Here is a 15036-nt window from a genome sequence, read left to right on the forward strand (position 1 = left end):
AGCTTCAAACCAGTAATAAAAACTCACAAACAAAGATCAAAAGAGGAAATTTTGGCAATAAGCGATGCATGGCTGACCGAAAAAGTAAGCCAGCGCCATATCACTATTACAAAATATGCAGACTACTTGTGGCTGTTAGACGCGCGCGGTGTGGCGTACTTACCCGCATGTGATTGGCTGGTGGTATCCGATCTACATTTAGAAAAAGGCAGTTATTTACGCAGCTATGCGAACCCATTGCCGAGTTTAGATTCCACTGCCACGTTAACGCGTCTAGAGAGCATCATCGATGATTATAAGCCATCGAAGGTAATCAGCTTAGGTGACAGTTTTCACGATAAACACAGCCTGTCGCGCATGACCACTGAGGACCGTCAGCACTTATGCAGACTAGTTGATAATGTGAACGAGTGGATGTGGGTGGAAGGTAATCATGACCCGGATTTACCCGACGGCATTCCGGGGACGCCATGTTTTGAAATAGTGCTAGATGGCATGGTGTTTCGACACGAACCGGAAGAGGGTGAACAGCGCGCACAGGTTATTGGCCATTACCACCCCAAAAAACGAACAACCATTGCTCGCCGTCGTTATTCAGGCAAATGCTTTACCAATAGTGAGAGCTTATTTGTGATGCCAGCCTTCGGTCAATTCACTGGGGGCTTAGACATCGACGAAGACGTCATGCTAACGCTATTGCCCAAGCGTTTGCGTCACGTTTTTATGCTTTACGACAACATCATCTTCAAAGTGTAAGCCCACCGCAAATTACGGGGTCAGAGTACATATCAGCCACGACAGCTTGAGTTCAAGAAAGTGAACCGACACCTTCTGCAACAGTTCGGGCGGCGCTTGCGGGGGAGAGCGTGCTGTCTAGATTGAGTCTAAAAAGTACTCTGCCCCCCAGAATTTAGGTTAGTCGCGCCAGCGCTTGGTTAGTTCGTCGTAGGCGTCTATACGGCGGTCGCGGAAGTAAGGCCAAATGCGCTTAACTTGCTCGGTACGTTCCATATCAAGCTCTACGGTTAGCGTGGTTTCACCTTCAGCTTCGGCTTTTGCCAAAATCTCGCCTTGTGGACCTGCGACAAAGCTTTGCCCCCAGAATTGAATGCCCGGGTCACCTTCAACAGGCGATGCTTCAAAACCAGTGCGGTTTGCCACGATAACCGGCACTGAGTTTGCCACAGCGTGAGAACGCTGAATGGTTTCCCATGCACCGTGTTGACGGGTACGCTCTTCTTCTGTGTCAGTTAAATCCCAGCCAATAGCGGTAGGGTAGAACAATAAATCTGCGCCTGCCATCGCCATCAGGCGTGCCGCTTCTGGATACCACTGGTCCCAACACACCAATACGCCAAGCTTACCTACGCTGGTCTCAATAGGCGTGAAGCCCATATCGCCCGGTGTGAAGTAAAACTTCTCGTAAAAGCCCGGGTCATCAGGAATATGCATTTTACGGTATTTGCCCGCAATTTCTTTACTGCGGTCGAACACCACAGCGGTATTGTGATACAAACCAGAACCGCGTTTTTCAAAAAGCGACGTCACCAACACAATATTGTGTTTTTCAGCTAGTTCACCGAAAAAATCTGTCGCTGGGCCTGGAATTGGCTCAGCCAAATCAAAGGCGTCGGTATCTTCTTGTTGGCAAAAATACAGGGTGCTGTGCAGCTCTTGAAGAAGAATACACTCGCAGCCTTCAGCCGCTAATTTGGCAATTTGCTCGGCACTTTTATTCCAGTTCGTTGCTTTGTCGTTATCAGCAACAGACTGTTGTACCAGTCCAACTTTTAGCTTAGCTGGGCGCATGTAATGACACTCCTTTCTTTAGGGTAGTGATAATCGAATCTTTTAACGTATTTGTGGGTACCTGCATGGAAATACAATGCAAGCTACCGTATTGTCTTACGAGTACGCTGCAATCAATTGGTTCAACAATATGGTCAGGGTGCGCTTGCTGCACCGTTTCAATCGCTTCGGCGTCTTCTTCTTCACCGTATACCGGTAACAAAATAGATTTATTGCAAATTAAGTAATTAGCATACGATGCCGGCAGGCGATCACCTTCATCATTTACGATATAAGGCAGCGGTAAATGAAACTGCTTATGCTCAGGCAGTTCAAGCGCACACTCATCACATAAAGCCTTTAACCCTTCAAAGTGACTATCGTTAGGGCGATTGTTACACGCCTGAATGACTAAGCCTTTGTTAGGGGTAAAACGCACGATGGTGTCTATATGGCCGTCGGTGTCATCCCCTTCTAAATGTCCATTTTGTAAAACAGTTACTTTGCTGCAGCCTAGCATATCTTTAAACGCATCTTCATAGGCACCTAACGACATATCGCCATTTCGTTCAGGGTTAAGTAAGCACTGTGCGGTACTCAGCAAATGGCCATCTTCGTCAATTTCCAAAGCGCCACCTTCGGCCACGACAGGGCTACTGCGAAGCACAGATTTACACATGGCGGCCAAATAACGTTGATTGGCTAGGTTATCTTCTGATGCATTGAACTTATTACCCCAGCCATTAAAGCGAAACTCTACTGGCGAGCCATTACCATCACGGTCTTTGCAAGTAATAAAGCCGTAGTCGCGCATCCACGTGTCGTTGTACGACGCAGGAACAATAAGCACTTGTGCATTTTCAGGTAAACGAGATACAAGGCTGTCTACATCATCAGGTGCACACAACAATATCACGCCAGCGCTATTGCGATTTACCGCCGCAATCACGTTAAGGTAGGTAGCCCGTGCTTCTTCTAACCACGGCGCCCAGTCGGTGTGCGCATGTGGCCATGCCAACATAACAGCGTCGATATCATGCCATTCAGGCGCCATAGTGCGGTTACCCTGCATAGTAAAATTCCAATTCACGTCAAAATAAAGTGCGGATTATAGCTATGGGCAAGCACGAGACCAAGGCAAATGGTGATGAAATTAATTGGCGGTGACGATTAGTGATAGCGCTTGTTGCGCATAAGGGCATCGACAATTTTATTTTAAATGCCTGCCACCGTTTAGGTGTAGCGTCTGCCCCGTTATATAGTCACTGTCGAACAAGTAGTTCATGGCTTTCACCGCCTCTTTCGCGCCGGGTACTATTTCAAGCAGTGATTTTTTCAGCGCTTTTTCCTTGTAGGCGTCGTCATCGCCTTCATTGAACATGAGCAGAGCGGGAGCGATACTGTTAACTTTCACCTGCGGTGCTAATTTTTTCGTAAATGAAAGGGTAAGGTTATGCAGTGCGGCTTTGCTAGCGGCATAGGCCATATGCTTTTCGCTGCCGGTTTCTTGCACATAGTCGGTCATATGAATAATGTCGGCTTGGCCTTCGCATGAACATAATGCGGCTTCTAAAGCCAGATTTATTCGATAAGGCGCAATAGCATGAACCATCATCATACGCTCTATTAAACTGTGTTTATCGCTACTGTCTTTTTCTTGGGCCCAATCTGACGCGTTGTGTATAACGCCTCGATAGGTTTTACTGATTGCCTTAATCTCATCAATTGCTCGATCAATAGCCGCCTCAGTGCTAAAATCAGCCTGTAAAACTGTAGCGCCTTTATCCTCAAGCATCGTAATACTTGAGCGGGGAGTTCTGTACGTCACCACAACGTGATGGCCTTGTTCAAGTAAACTGTCGGCCATGGCTAGGCCAAGACGTTGACTAGCGCCTGTGATTAAGACGGGTGAGTTCAAGATAATGTCCTTCTTTTTTTAAAAGGTATCAGTTTTATTATTCTGTGCTAGAAGCACGTAAGGTAGCAACAACATTAAATAAAAGTCATGTTGTCGTATAACCGAACTTTTACGAATATTAAGGCGTATCAGTTCAAAAAAAGCAGTAACAACGGATAAAGCAATGTTAGCAAAAGAAGCGGTAATTGTGCGCGATGCACTAGACCCCTCTATATCAGAGCCAGCGCAACGTGTACGAGAAGCATTAGAAGCCAAAGGTTTAGAAACCCCAATGGTTGCCAACGGCCTTTCAGACGAGCAAAAACGTAAGCGCATAGAAAGTGCTATGCGTGATGTAATGGACACGCTTGGCCTTGATTTAACGGACGACAGCTTATGTGATACACCAACGCGCATAGCGAAAATGTACGTTAATGAGATCTTTGGCGGGTTGGATTATCGCAGATTTCCTAAGATCACGGCAATTGAAAACAAAATGCAGATCGACCAGCCTGTACAGGTCTCTGACATTAGCCTTACAAGCACGTGCGAGCATCACTTTGTAACTATCGATGGTACGGCCACGGTATCTTATATTCCGAAAGACACGGTTATTGGCCTTTCGAAAATAAATCGGTTAGTGGGTTTCTTTGCTCAGCGTCCTCAGGTGCAAGAACGCTTAACACAGCAAGTGTTAGTAGCATTGCAGACATTGACGAATACCGACGATGTGGCCGTAAGTATTAATGCGACCCACTATTGCGTAAAAGCGAGAGGGATCCGTGATACCAATTCATATACCAAAACGTCTGCATTAGGTGGCCGCTTCTTAACGGACAGTGAACTTAAACGAGAGTTTTTCCGTTAACAAACATTTGTTGCTAACATTAAAAAAACCGCTGGATTCAGCGGTTTTTTTATTTCTAAGCCCCATAAGAAGAGACGTTCACTTTATTACATTCTCAATATCCGACTCATCGACGATAAGGTTAATGCTGCCTCCTATTCCATCGGCAGGGGTGAGGCTTAGCATTTTTTTGCAGCAGCTACATGATTCATGCTGCTCGTGATACATATCTCGAACGCAATTTAATTGAAAATTATTAATAGCGCCACAGTAGGGGCACATATATTCCAAAGTGCGATCACTTTCCATTGTTTTATCCGTTACCATGATAAACATATCCATATGACATAATCCGAACGCCGTTGCGTCTTCCACTAGCGGTAGTCTTAGTCTTTCGTTGTCATAAATAGCAAAAACAGAAGACTGCAAGAACCAAACCAGAGCAAACGGTATTACTCCTTTTTTCGCTGCTTTGTTGCTCCTTTTGCTTTAAGCGGGTTTCAATCTAAGCATCACCTATTCAGCGTGCGAAAACTTACTTCTATTATCCAAAAGTATAGTGTGAATTTCTTCTATTGCCTGTGAAAAAAAGGGGTATTCGTTAAGTTATTGATGGAAGGGGAAATAAAATGTGTCTGCAATGGGATAACTCAGTCAATTACTGGATAATGCCAGCAATCAACTGAGCGTATTATTAAGAATATTAGACAGGCTGCAACCACATTTGTTGATAAGGTGCGAGTTCGAGCGGTGAAGACTCCATATCAACGGTCTCGTCAGTTAGCAAGTCTTTACTTGCTGATTGTTTAAGTGTTGCCAAAAGGCTGCGGTGCAACGATTGTGGATGTTCACTGAAATTACAGATGACAAGTAGCTTTTGTCCTTCTGTATTTTCTCGTAAAAACGCAAAACAATGTTGATTATCCGTATCTAATATGTGCGTTTTTGACTGGCCGAAAATAGCATGTTGCTTGCGTATAGCAATCATTTGCTTCAGCCCTTCAAACACTTGAAGGCTAGCAGTTTGAGCTTCGTTCTCAGGCGTCGTTGTGCCTAAAGCTAAGGCTGTATCTTCGCTATGAACGGCAATGCGATTTACCCATCTGTCATCGTGACTTTTCGTCTCGTCGAGTCGGTAGCTGTAATCGTTAAGCTTTGCAATTTCATCACTTGAGTAAAGCAATGGAATACCACCAATACTGAACGTAATACCGTAAAGTAACAGCATCCGCTTTACTGCCTCGTCAATAGCCTGTGGGTCGTTGGCTTCTATCGCCCCCTCTAAACCACATAGCGATGCTAACGAGCCACAAACCCGGCAGTCGCCGTTTGACGGGTTTTCTGCGAAAGGCACACCGTTAGCAAAGCTGCCTTCAAACCGGCCTGTGTAAAACTGATTGAGGAAGTAGCGGTGGTCAAAGGAGTTTATACCTAATTCGCTAGCCACTGCGTCATCGAATGTCCATCCAATATCGTCATGACAACGCACATAGTTAACCCAGGTGCAGTCATCTGAAATAGCAAAACTCTTCTTCATTGAATTTGTAAGCAAACGCGTTTTACGCGTTGCCAGCGAGTTCCAAAGCAAAGCCATTAATAACGGGTTATAGGACAGTTGACATTCGTCTTTATCAATGTACTTAAGTACCTCGTCGGGATGAACAATGGCTTCCGACTTAAATACCACGGCCGGTGCTACAATTTGCAAACAGCAGTTAAACGCTTGAATAAGCACGTGCGCTTTTTCTTGGTTTTCACAGTTAGTGCCCATCTCTTTCCAAATAAACGCCAAAGCATCTAAACGTAAGGCGGCACACCCTAAATTCGCAAGAAAAAGCATTTCCGATGTGATGGCATTGAACACTTCAGGATTACTGTAATTTAAGTCCCATTGAAAGCTGTTAAACGTTGTCCACACCCACTTTTCCATTGCCTCATTGAAAGTAAAGCTGCCTCTTCTCACCTGAGGGAAAATTTCTCTTAAGGTGTGTTCGTACTGGTCGGGGATGCTTCTGTCGTCGAACAGGTAGTAGTAGTCTTGATACTGCTTATCGCCAGATAGTGCTGCTTTCGCCCAGGCGTGTTCGTCTGACGTGTGGTTAAACACAAAATCTAGTACCACGTTAATCCCTTCTTTTTGAAGGGCCGCGGTAAGCTTCTCTAAATCTTTAACCGTACCGAGACTTGGGTTTACTTTGCGATAATCCGACACCGCATAGCCGCCATCACTGTCACCTTTAGGCGCATCGTACAAAGGCATTAGATGTACGTAGGTTACACCGAGCGCTTTGAAGTATGGAATTTTCTCATGCAGGTCGTTTAGCGTGGGGCCCATTAAGTCGACATAACAGGCCATGCCTACTTGCTCTTCATCGCGATACCACAAGGGCGTTTTTAAACGCTGACTGTCTAGCGCCTTAAGCGCAGGCTTTCGACTTTTTAGCCCGTCTCTTAATAATTCGACAAGCTTTTGTAAATGAAAATAGCAGTCGTACTGATGGCCATAAACAAAAGTATACTTCTCGAAAAGGCGAGGGAAGTGGGCCTTCAAACGTCGCGTAAACGTAGCCGCATCTTTCTTTGTCAGCGCAGATAAATCGGTCGATGCCAAGATGCGGTCTAAACATACACCACTGTCAGCAGCATAGCTCATAGATAACTCCAAAGTGTGACGAAAATGTACGTCAAATCAACCTATCCAAATTAACGGGTTTACAGGGTATTTAAATTCTGTTAACTTTTATCTTAATCGTTTAAGATTGCTTGTCAACATTAACCATGAGATTAATTATCAAGCTGTTTACATCTTAAGCCTAATGAATACTAGCGGTAGCTGATGTATTTTTAAGAAGTTTAGCGAGGTTAAGTAAAACCTCTAACACAGCATTTGTGAGACAGACTATGCCCAATCATGATCCTAGTAGCAGAATTATCAGATGGTTGACCTACCTAATGTTTATGATGTTTGCCATGACGTCAGATTCTGTAGGTGAGATTATTAAAGAAGTGAAAGTGGCTTTTTCTGTCACCAATGCACAGGCCAGCTTAATGCACTCTTTACCAATGCTGGGTATAGCATTGTCTGGGCTGTTCCTAGGCTTTCTAGCTGACAAGTTAGGACGTAAACCGACCATTATTATAGGCCTCGCGCTTTTTGGGCTTGCTTGTTATAGCTTCCTAATTGCTAATGACTTCATGCTAATTGTTAGTTTAATGAGCCTTTCTGGCGTTGCCGTTGGCATATTTAAAACCGGCGCCCTTGCATTAATTGGTGATATATCTTCATCCACTAAACAACATACTGCAACAATGAATGGAGCCGAGGCATTTTTTGGTGTAGGTGCGATTATTGGTCCACTTATCGTTGCTTATCTTATCCACCAAGGCGTAGCGTGGCAGTGGCTTTATGTGATTGCAGGTGGCGTTTGTACGGTACTTATTATTGGCGCTTTACTTGTTAAATACCCCGACTATTCTCGACACACAGAGTCGGGCGAGAAAAAAGTATCGATTGCCCAAAGCCTTAAGTTGGTAAAAAACCCCTATGCATTAGGTTTTTCGATAGGAGCGTTTTTGTATGTTGCGGCGGAAAGTGCAATTTATGTGTGGATGCCAAGCTATCTTGTGTGTGATGCCACCACATTGAAAGCAACTTACGATTGTTACACAGAAGGTTTCTCACAAACCTTGGCAATATATTCAGTCACTGCCTTTTTTATTCTTAGAGCGGCGGGGCGATTTGTGGGCATTTGGATGATGTCTCACTTTAACTGGTCACTGGTTCTTATGTTATTTACTGGGGCGATAGTATTGTGCTTTGGTTTAGGGCTATGGGGCGGCAAACAGCTAGCGTTATTCTTATTCCCACTAACGGGTATCTTTATGTCGGTTATTTACCCCACCTTTAATTCCAAAGGAATAAGCTGTTTCCCTAAGCATCAACACGGTAGTGTCGCAGGCGTAATTTTGTTCTTTACTGCTGCGGGCGCAGCGGCAGGGCCCTTCATCATGGGCTTGGTAAGTGACGCGAATGGCGGAGATGCTAAATACGGATTCATGGTGGCAACAGGCTTTGCTGCGCTGCTATTTGTTGGGTTGGTATACAACTATGTTAAAAACCCGACGAAAGAGCGTCTGGCTGAGATTGAAGCAAGCGAATACGCTAATTAAATTCACTATTAGCTAACACCTTTCTTAATCGGCTTATCAGCCCTACATTTACACGTGCCGGTCTTGCTACCGGCACTGGTTTTTCCCCACGTTGTTGTTTAAGCTTCAAATATTCACATCTCACATTCGTAATAACGCTCAATGGATGAATTAAAACAAGCGCAGGCACTCTACGACACCCTGGTAGAATTTGCCGTGACCTACAGTTTTCAAATTGTGGGTGCCATCATCATTTTTCTTATTGGCTGGTGGGTAGCTAATAAAATAGGCCATGTGGTTGAAAACCTGATGGTCAATAGAAATATCGACGTCACGCTAAGCCGTTTTACCGGCGGGGTGTGCAAGTTGGCGGTATTGGGTATCGTTATCATAATTGCACTTGGCAATGTGGGGATCAGTGTAACGCCGCTCATCGCCGCATTAGGTGCTATCGGTTTAGGCGCGGGATTAGCCATTCAAGGCATGCTAGCAAACTACGCTGCGGGCTTTACCATTATTATTACCCGTCCCTTCGTTATTGGAGATACCATTCGGGTTCGCGGTGTTGCAGGCGTGGTCGACCAAGTCATGCTGCCCTATACCATCCTTATCGATGAAGATAACGTGCACATTCAAATTCCCAACAAATTAATTGTGGGAGAGATTCTTCACAACTCGGCAGAAAACATGCTGATAGAGCTTGAGATTGGCGTAGCATATTCAAGCAATGTAGATGATGTCATAAAGGTAATTCGCGCCGCTGTTGAACAAGTAGAAGGCATTAGTGAAGAAAAATCACCGGCAATAGGCGTAGATAATTTTGGCGATAGCAGTATTAACTTCGGAGTGCGGGTATGGGCGCCCGCAGTGAGACATTTTGAAGTCCGTTATGCGTTAAATCGGGCCGTCTTTAATGCGCTGCAACAGCACGGTATAGATATTCCATTCCCGCAGCGAGAAGTGAGAATGCTCGACTAGTTTCGTATTAACCGCGCGTTAAACGCGTTCAATCATTAATAAAGTGCCGAATGAACAGTTGATGTTTTTCGGCATTTTATTACCTCTACCTGTAGCCACTTAAAGTTCGTAAAGCTCTAATGGCAGACCGTCCGGGTCCTGGAAAAACGTAAAGCGCTTTTGGGTATATTCGTCCGTGCGTACGGGCTCACATTCCACCCCTTTACTCGTTAGTTGATGAATCACTTCATCAAGCGCATCGACTTTAAACGCGAGGTGTCTTAAACCCTGAGCCTCGGGGCGAGATGGTCTTTTAGGCGCATCAGGGAACGAAAATAGTTCAATCTGACTACCGTCAGGTAATGCAAGGTCGCACTTATAAGACTGCCTGGCTTCTCGATAATTTTCATCAATTACCGTAAAGCCAAGTACGTCGGTGTAAAACGCTTTCGAGCGGGGATAGTCGCTACATATTACGGCCACATGGTGAAAGCCTTTTAACATATTTTTTATCCTTTATGTGCGTATTTAGATTTACGGCATCTCTTGTCCGCGCGCTACTTCAAATAATTTGTACCAGTGTTCGCGGCTAAGATGAACATCTACGGCTTTTTGGCTCGCCTTAATTCTTTCGATATTGGTACTGCCTAAAACCGGCGCAATGTTCGCAGGGTGTCGCATAAGCCACGATAAGACAATTGCTTCGGCCGTCGTTTGGTATTCACTTGCAAGCTGAGCAACAAGGTCAGCGGTTGCACGTTCTTCGCTGTTTTCTGTCTTTGCACCTGTGTACTTTCCTTGGGCTAAACTCCCCCATGCTTGAAGTTGTACGTTATTCAGCATGCAGTACTCAAGTGTCCCTGGCGCATAACCCGTGTTACGGTTAGCAGCGCTGTTGGTGGTAATGCCATCCTCAAGCCAATCTCTAAAGCCAAGGCTCATCTCTAATTGATTGGCAACAATAGGGGTAGAGAGCGCAGACTGAAGGTAGTTAATCTGGTGTCCGTGCATGTTCGAAACGCCCACGTGCTTAATCTTCCCTTGTTGTTGAAGTAGCTGAAGTGTACCCGCCACCTCTTCTAATTCCATAAGAGGGTCTGGGCGGTGAAGTAGCAACGTATCTAATTGCTCAATGCCAAGCCGGGTAAGAATACCCTCTACAGAGTTATGGATATGGTTGGCCGAAAAATCGTAGCGCTTTGGTCCCAAATCATCGTCAAAACGTATTGCACACTTAGATTGGATAATCATGTTATCTCTTAAACTAGGTGCAGCTTTTAACGCTTCGCCAAAAGCGATTTCTGCTTTTCCAAATGTATAAATGTCGGCGTGGTCAAAAACGTTGATGTTGAGGTCTAAAACCGTGTCTATGACCGAGCGTGCTTGTGTAATATCGGCTTCAGTAACTGGCGAATTATTCCAACCGCCCCCTAAGCCCATGCATCCATAAATCAAGCGGCTTGCATGTGGGAAATGTTCATTCATTTGTTCTTCTCCTTGTAAGACGGCAGCAAGTGGATAAGACGTTAAGTTCACTTAGTACCCGCATTCACTCATTGCCAATATATCAGGCAATGTAATATGGGCTATCCCATAATAGAAGCGAGATTAGATGAGTTTATTTCGTACTTCGACAGCTAACCTAAGTGTTTATGGTGCGGTAAAATTGTTTTAGATCACAACAGGTAATTTAGCGTTATCAGTTTATAACCGTATTATATCGTAGTGGAGAGTGTGTATGTTTAAGAAAATCGGTGTTGGCCTCTTAATGAGCGTTTTGCTTGCCGGCTTATCGGGGTGCACAGGCGTACCTGATAAAGTTAAACCCATTCAAGGCTTCGAACTACCTCGGTATCTGGGGGAATGGTATGAAATAGCCCGGTTTGACCATAGCTTTGAAGAAGGATTAACAGAAGTCACTGCAACCTATAGCATGCGCGACGACGGGGGCGTTAAGGTTATCAATCGTGGGTATTCAAAAGAAGCCGGCACATGGGATGAAGCCGAGGGCAAAGCATACTTTGTAGAGTCAGCTTCAACGGGGCACCTTAAAGTGTCGTTTTTTGGCCCCTTTTACGCCAGTTACGTCATTATGGAACTAGACAAAGAAGACTATCAGTACGCACTGATAACTGGGCCTGACAAAGATTACTTGTGGATTTTAGCGCGCACGCCTTCAATATCGAAGAACGTTCGCGCTCAGCTACTAGAGAAAGCCACGGCGGCTGGATATGACGTAAGCAAGCTGATATGGGTAGAGCATGGGCAAGTAGACGCATAGCGCTTTTTCAGTCGAGTTGTTCTGCGCGCAATAAGTTAATTGTGTTATTATTGCGCGCATAGACGCTGTTTGATTAGGTACTAAGAGAGACTCGGCATGCAAACCCTCACCATTACTACGCCAGATGACTGGCACCTTCACTTTCGCGATAACGAAATGCTGGCAGAGACGGTCCCTGCGACTGCGCGTTGTTTTCAGCGCGCTATTGTTATGCCAAACCTTGTACCGCCGGTGGTCAATGCCGAAATGGCAATGGCTTATAAGTCGCGTATTGAAGCGGCTCGTCCAAACGGGAGCAGCTTTGAGCCACTTATGACGCTGTTTCTTACGAATCAAACCACGCCGCAGGATATTATTGATGCAAAACAGGCAGGCGTTACCGCGTGTAAGCTTTATCCAGCAGGCGCCACCACAAACTCAGATGCCGCTGTAAAAGGTATTCAGGCTTTATACCCTGTGTTTCAAGCCATGCAAGAACAAGGCTTGTTGTTACTTATTCACGGTGAAGTGACCGAACATCACATTGATATTTTTGACCGTGAGAAAGTGTTTATCGATACGCATTTAGCGCCTATTGTTGAGGCATTCCCGAAGCTGAAAGTGGTGTTTGAGCATATTACAACGGCTGACGCAGCAGGCTTTGTGGCGGGTGCGAGCGAGTATGTGGGGGCAACCATTACACCACAGCATTTGCTTTTAAATCGCAACGACTTATTAGTTGGCGGCGTACGCCCGCACAATTACTGCTTACCTGTGCTTAAGCGCAATACCCATCAACAAGCGCTGCGCGACATGGTGGCAAGCGGCAATAAAAAATTCTTTTTAGGTACAGATTCAGCGCCGCACGCGAAGCACAAAAAAGAGAATGCTTGCGGGTGTGCAGGCTGTTACAGCGCATGGTCGGCCATTGAGCTTTATGCCGAAGTGTTTGAGCAACTAGGCGCAATAGATAAGTTAGAAGGTTTTGCGAGCCATTATGGCGCAGATTTTTATGGTTTAGCGCGAAATACGACTACAATGACGTTAGTTAAAGAATCGTGGACAGTGCCTGAACAAGTAACCTTAGCTGATGGCACCGAAATGGTTCCATTTTTTGCGGGGCAAACCCTACAATGGAAATTAGAAAAGGCATTTCAAGCATAGTTCTGGTCTTTTCACGTGCCCTAGGGAACCTCTCCACTAGGGCATAAACCCTCTTTTATACCCACACCGCTAGGTTCATCATACCGAACAGGATGAAGTGCACCTTTGGAACCCAAATTAATGACAGTTGAAACAGTAAAGCAATTAGATATAAATCCCGCCATCACAAAGGCATTGGACTCACAAGGCATTCACCAGCTTTCTCCTATTCAAGCCCAATCGCTTCCCGACGCTCTACAGGGCAAAGATGTGATTGGTCAAGCGCAAACCGGGAGTGGTAAAACGCTTTGTTTCGTGATCCCCGCGCTTGAAAAAATTGAAGTTAATGACTTCTCAACTCAGGCGATAATGTTGTGCCCAACTCGTGAGCTTGCAGAACAAGTCGCGCAGCAGTGTCGCTCTGCGGCGAAAGATATAGGTAACATCAAGGTGACAACCTTGTGTGGTGGTCAGCCGATGGGGCCGCAGATTCAGTCTCTCAAACATAGTCCTCATATTATTGTAGGTACGCCGGGTCGCGTAATGGATCACGTTGAAAAACGCCGTATAGATTTGCGTAATGTAAAACTGCGTGTGTTAGATGAAGCCGATCGCATGTTAGATATGGGCTTTGAGGATGACCTACGCATTATCTTTGGTCAAACGCCAAAGCAGGTGCAAACCCTGCTGTTTTCTGCCACTTTCACTGAACAAATAGAGCGTGTGGCTAAGCAATATCTGCACAATCCGGTAACCTGCAAAGTTGAGTCTCAAGAGAATAAGCCTGCCATCACTCAGCTGGGATACAACGTACTGCCTCATACCCGCACGCAGGCACTAAAAGCGGTGTTAACGGAATATCAGCCTAAAAATGCCATTGTTTTCTGTAATCGTAAAACGCAGGTAAATGACGTAGTTGATGAACTGATAGAAGACGGTTTTAGCGCTAAAGGGCTTCAGGGAGATATGGAGCAGCACCAAAGAACCTCAGTGTTAATGCAGTTTGCCAGCGACTCACTGCAAGTGCTAGTTGCCACCGATGTAGCCGCTCGCGGACTAGATATCGACGATGTTGCCTGTGTTATCAATTACACTGTAAGCGAAGAGCCCGAAACCCATATTCACCGTATAGGACGTACAGCGCGAGCTGGGGCGAAAGGCATGGCCATAACGCTGGTAAGTGAGGAAGAGGAGCATTTCCTAAGAAAAATAGAAGTGCTACAGGAAAGTGATATTCCGCTAAAAGGGGCGCAAAGTCTACGCTTTCATAAAAACAAAATTACCCAGCCCGAGTTTACTTGTATTTCATTGAGTGCCGGTAAAAAAGAAAAGCTTCGTCCTGGTGACTTAGTCGGAGCGTTGACCAAAGATGCGGGTATTCCCGGCGATGACCTAGGTAAAATTAAAGTTCAGAACAGCATGAGTTTTGTAGCGGTGAAAACGCGAAGCGTGAAAAAAGCCATGACGCAGTTCAGAGAGGGCAAAATTAAAGGAAAGCGTATTAGAGCAAGAAAGCTTTAAAGACTGCAGGGCAACTTTAAAAAGGCAAGGTGCTTATGGTCGCTGAAACAGACTTGACTGTGTTATTGAAAAACTTAAACCCTGTAGCGAGTAGTGAAAATTATGTTTTCACGACCTTACCAGCTAACACGTTGACCAATACGCTTGTTTCAGCGGCGAAGGGCATGTTTCAAGAACGAGAGGGCACTACGCTTATCTTGCCGTTAGCTGCAGCTAAGCAAGCGGAACTGCAATTTGAAGGGTGTTATCGGTGTATAACCTGTGAAGTGCACTCAAGTTTAGAAGCCGTAGGGATGACAGCAGCGATGTCTTCGGCGTTGGGAAAAGCGGGGATTAGTGCCAATGTGGTAGCCGCTTATTACCACGACCACATTTTTGTGCCTTTCGAAAACGTTGATTTAGCGCTTGAGGTCTTAGCCTCATTGTCTCATTAATGCCGCAGGCTCTTGGCCAGTGAAAATGCATGAATAAGCG

15 protein-coding genes are annotated in these 15036 nt (G+C 45.4%); 8 read left to right on the forward strand and 7 right to left on the reverse strand.

Annotation, left to right across the window (positions count from 1 at the left end):
- The first annotated feature begins 51 nt into the window (after window positions 1–51).
- Window positions 52–756: a ligase-associated DNA damage response endonuclease PdeM gene (gene pdeM, locus ACTRWF_RS10815; RefSeq protein ID WP_462835542.1), complete on the forward strand. Its 705-nt coding sequence runs from the start codon at window positions 52–54 to the stop codon at window positions 754–756.
- 159 nt (window positions 757–915) lie between these two features.
- On the opposite strand, the gene ACTRWF_RS10820 is transcribed toward pdeM, so the two are convergent.
- The 3 genes from ACTRWF_RS10820 to folM form a co-directional block, all read right to left on the reverse strand.
- A complete protein-coding gene (locus ACTRWF_RS10820) occupies window positions 916–1809 on the reverse strand; it encodes a carbon-nitrogen hydrolase (RefSeq protein ID WP_015068327.1) in 894 nt (297 codons plus the stop codon).
- On the reverse strand, window positions 1796–2860 hold the full coding sequence (locus ACTRWF_RS10825; protein WP_071952914.1) for an agmatine deiminase family protein: 1065 nt from the start codon (window positions 2858–2860) through the stop codon (window positions 1796–1798). The genes ACTRWF_RS10820 and ACTRWF_RS10825 overlap by 14 nt, the downstream gene beginning before the upstream one ends.
- A 138-nt stretch (window positions 2861–2998) precedes the next feature.
- On the reverse strand, window positions 2999–3706 hold the full coding sequence (gene folM, locus ACTRWF_RS10830; RefSeq protein ID WP_462835543.1) for a dihydromonapterin reductase: 708 nt from the start codon (window positions 3704–3706) through the stop codon (window positions 2999–3001).
- Window positions 3707–3869: 163 nt separating this feature from the next.
- On the opposite strand from folM, the gene folE reads away from it, so the two are divergent.
- Window positions 3870–4553, forward strand: a complete 684-nt coding sequence (gene folE / locus ACTRWF_RS10835; protein ID WP_020744451.1) for a GTP cyclohydrolase I FolE — start codon at window positions 3870–3872, stop codon at window positions 4551–4553.
- 78 nt (window positions 4554–4631) lie between these two features.
- Here folE and ACTRWF_RS10840 read toward each other — a convergent pair whose 3' ends face one another.
- Together ACTRWF_RS10840 and ACTRWF_RS10845 are read right to left on the reverse strand one after the other, a co-directional pair.
- Window positions 4632–4961, reverse strand: a complete 330-nt coding sequence (locus tag ACTRWF_RS10840; RefSeq protein WP_232363315.1) for a hypothetical protein — start codon at window positions 4959–4961, stop codon at window positions 4632–4634.
- A 274-nt stretch (window positions 4962–5235) separates the two neighbouring features.
- Entirely contained in the window at window positions 5236–7185 is a 1950-nt protein-coding gene (locus ACTRWF_RS10845) for an alpha-amylase family glycosyl hydrolase (protein WP_023559950.1), read from the reverse strand.
- 299 nt (window positions 7186–7484) lie between these two features.
- Between ACTRWF_RS10845 and ACTRWF_RS10850 the strand changes: the two genes are divergently transcribed.
- Window positions 7485–8702 (forward strand): MFS transporter, encoded by a 1218-nt coding sequence (locus tag ACTRWF_RS10850; protein ID WP_020744448.1) that lies wholly within the window; start codon window positions 7485–7487, stop codon window positions 8700–8702.
- A 141-nt stretch (window positions 8703–8843) separates the two neighbouring features.
- On the forward strand, window positions 8844–9659 hold the full coding sequence (locus ACTRWF_RS10855; RefSeq protein ID WP_462835544.1) for a mechanosensitive ion channel domain-containing protein: 816 nt from the start codon (window positions 8844–8846) through the stop codon (window positions 9657–9659).
- A 99-nt stretch (window positions 9660–9758) separates the two neighbouring features.
- Here the strand turns inward: ACTRWF_RS10855 and gloA2 are convergent, their stop codons facing one another.
- Complete coding sequence (gloA2, locus tag ACTRWF_RS10860; RefSeq protein WP_015068319.1) at window positions 9759–10142, reverse strand: SMU1112c/YaeR family gloxylase I-like metalloprotein; 384 nt, start codon at window positions 10140–10142, stop codon at window positions 9759–9761.
- Window positions 10143–10172: 30 nt separating this feature from the next.
- On the reverse strand, window positions 10173–11123 hold the full coding sequence (locus ACTRWF_RS10865) for an aldo/keto reductase (protein WP_020744446.1): 951 nt from the start codon (window positions 11121–11123) through the stop codon (window positions 10173–10175).
- A 253-nt stretch (window positions 11124–11376) separates the two neighbouring features.
- On the opposite strand from ACTRWF_RS10865, the gene ACTRWF_RS10870 reads away from it, so the two are divergent.
- From ACTRWF_RS10870 to ACTRWF_RS10885, 4 genes are all read left to right on the forward strand, one after another.
- Window positions 11377–11919 carry a lipocalin family protein gene (locus ACTRWF_RS10870; protein WP_462835545.1) on the forward strand — a complete coding sequence of 181 codons (543 nt, stop codon included), beginning with the start codon at window positions 11377–11379 and terminating at the stop codon, window positions 11917–11919.
- A gap of 96 nt (window positions 11920–12015) precedes the next feature.
- On the forward strand, window positions 12016–13062 hold the full coding sequence (gene pyrC, locus ACTRWF_RS10875; protein WP_015068316.1) for a dihydroorotase: 1047 nt from the start codon (window positions 12016–12018) through the stop codon (window positions 13060–13062).
- Window positions 13063–13182: 120 nt separating this feature from the next.
- The gene (gene dbpA, locus ACTRWF_RS10880; protein ID WP_023559949.1) at window positions 13183–14562 is read left to right on the forward strand and encodes an ATP-dependent RNA helicase DbpA; all 1380 of its coding nucleotides are present in this window, start codon (window positions 13183–13185) and stop codon (window positions 14560–14562) included.
- A gap of 35 nt (window positions 14563–14597) precedes the next feature.
- Window positions 14598–14996: an ACT domain-containing protein gene (locus ACTRWF_RS10885; RefSeq protein ID WP_333970959.1), complete on the forward strand. Its 399-nt coding sequence runs from the start codon at window positions 14598–14600 to the stop codon at window positions 14994–14996.
- Window positions 14997–15036 lie beyond the last annotated feature (40 nt).

It is taken from the genome of Alteromonas sp. G5_S2_22_S1 (genome assembly GCF_054968525.1).

Coding starts and splice junctions, on each gene's coding strand:
- ACTRWF_RS10885 (WP_333970959.1), top strand. CDS start 14,598: ATGGTCGCTGAAACAGACTTGACTGTGTTATTGAAAAACTTAAACCCT.
- folE (WP_020744451.1), top strand. CDS start 3,870: ATGTTAGCAAAAGAAGCGGTAATTGTGCGCGATGCACTAGACCCCTCT.
- pyrC (WP_015068316.1), top strand. CDS start 12,016: ATGCAAACCCTCACCATTACTACGCCAGATGACTGGCACCTTCACTTT.
- gloA2 (WP_015068319.1), bottom strand. CDS start 10,142: ATGTTAAAAGGCTTTCACCATGTGGCCGTAATATGTAGCGACTATCCC.
- ACTRWF_RS10865 (WP_020744446.1), bottom strand. CDS start 11,123: ATGAATGAACATTTCCCACATGCAAGCCGCTTGATTTATGGATGCATG.
- ACTRWF_RS10870 (WP_462835545.1), top strand. CDS start 11,377: ATGTTTAAGAAAATCGGTGTTGGCCTCTTAATGAGCGTTTTGCTTGCC.
- ACTRWF_RS10825 (WP_071952914.1), bottom strand. CDS start 2,860: ATGCAGGGTAACCGCACTATGGCGCCTGAATGGCATGATATCGACGCT.
- ACTRWF_RS10820 (WP_015068327.1), bottom strand. CDS start 1,809: ATGCGCCCAGCTAAGCTAAAAGTTGGACTGGTACAACAGTCTGTTGCT.
- dbpA (WP_023559949.1), top strand. CDS start 13,183: ATGACAGTTGAAACAGTAAAGCAATTAGATATAAATCCCGCCATCACA.
- ACTRWF_RS10845 (WP_023559950.1), bottom strand. CDS start 7,185: ATGAGCTATGCTGCTGACAGTGGTGTATGTTTAGACCGCATCTTGGCA.
- ACTRWF_RS10850 (WP_020744448.1), top strand. CDS start 7,485: ATGTTTATGATGTTTGCCATGACGTCAGATTCTGTAGGTGAGATTATT.
- ACTRWF_RS10855 (WP_462835544.1), top strand. CDS start 8,844: ATGGATGAATTAAAACAAGCGCAGGCACTCTACGACACCCTGGTAGAA.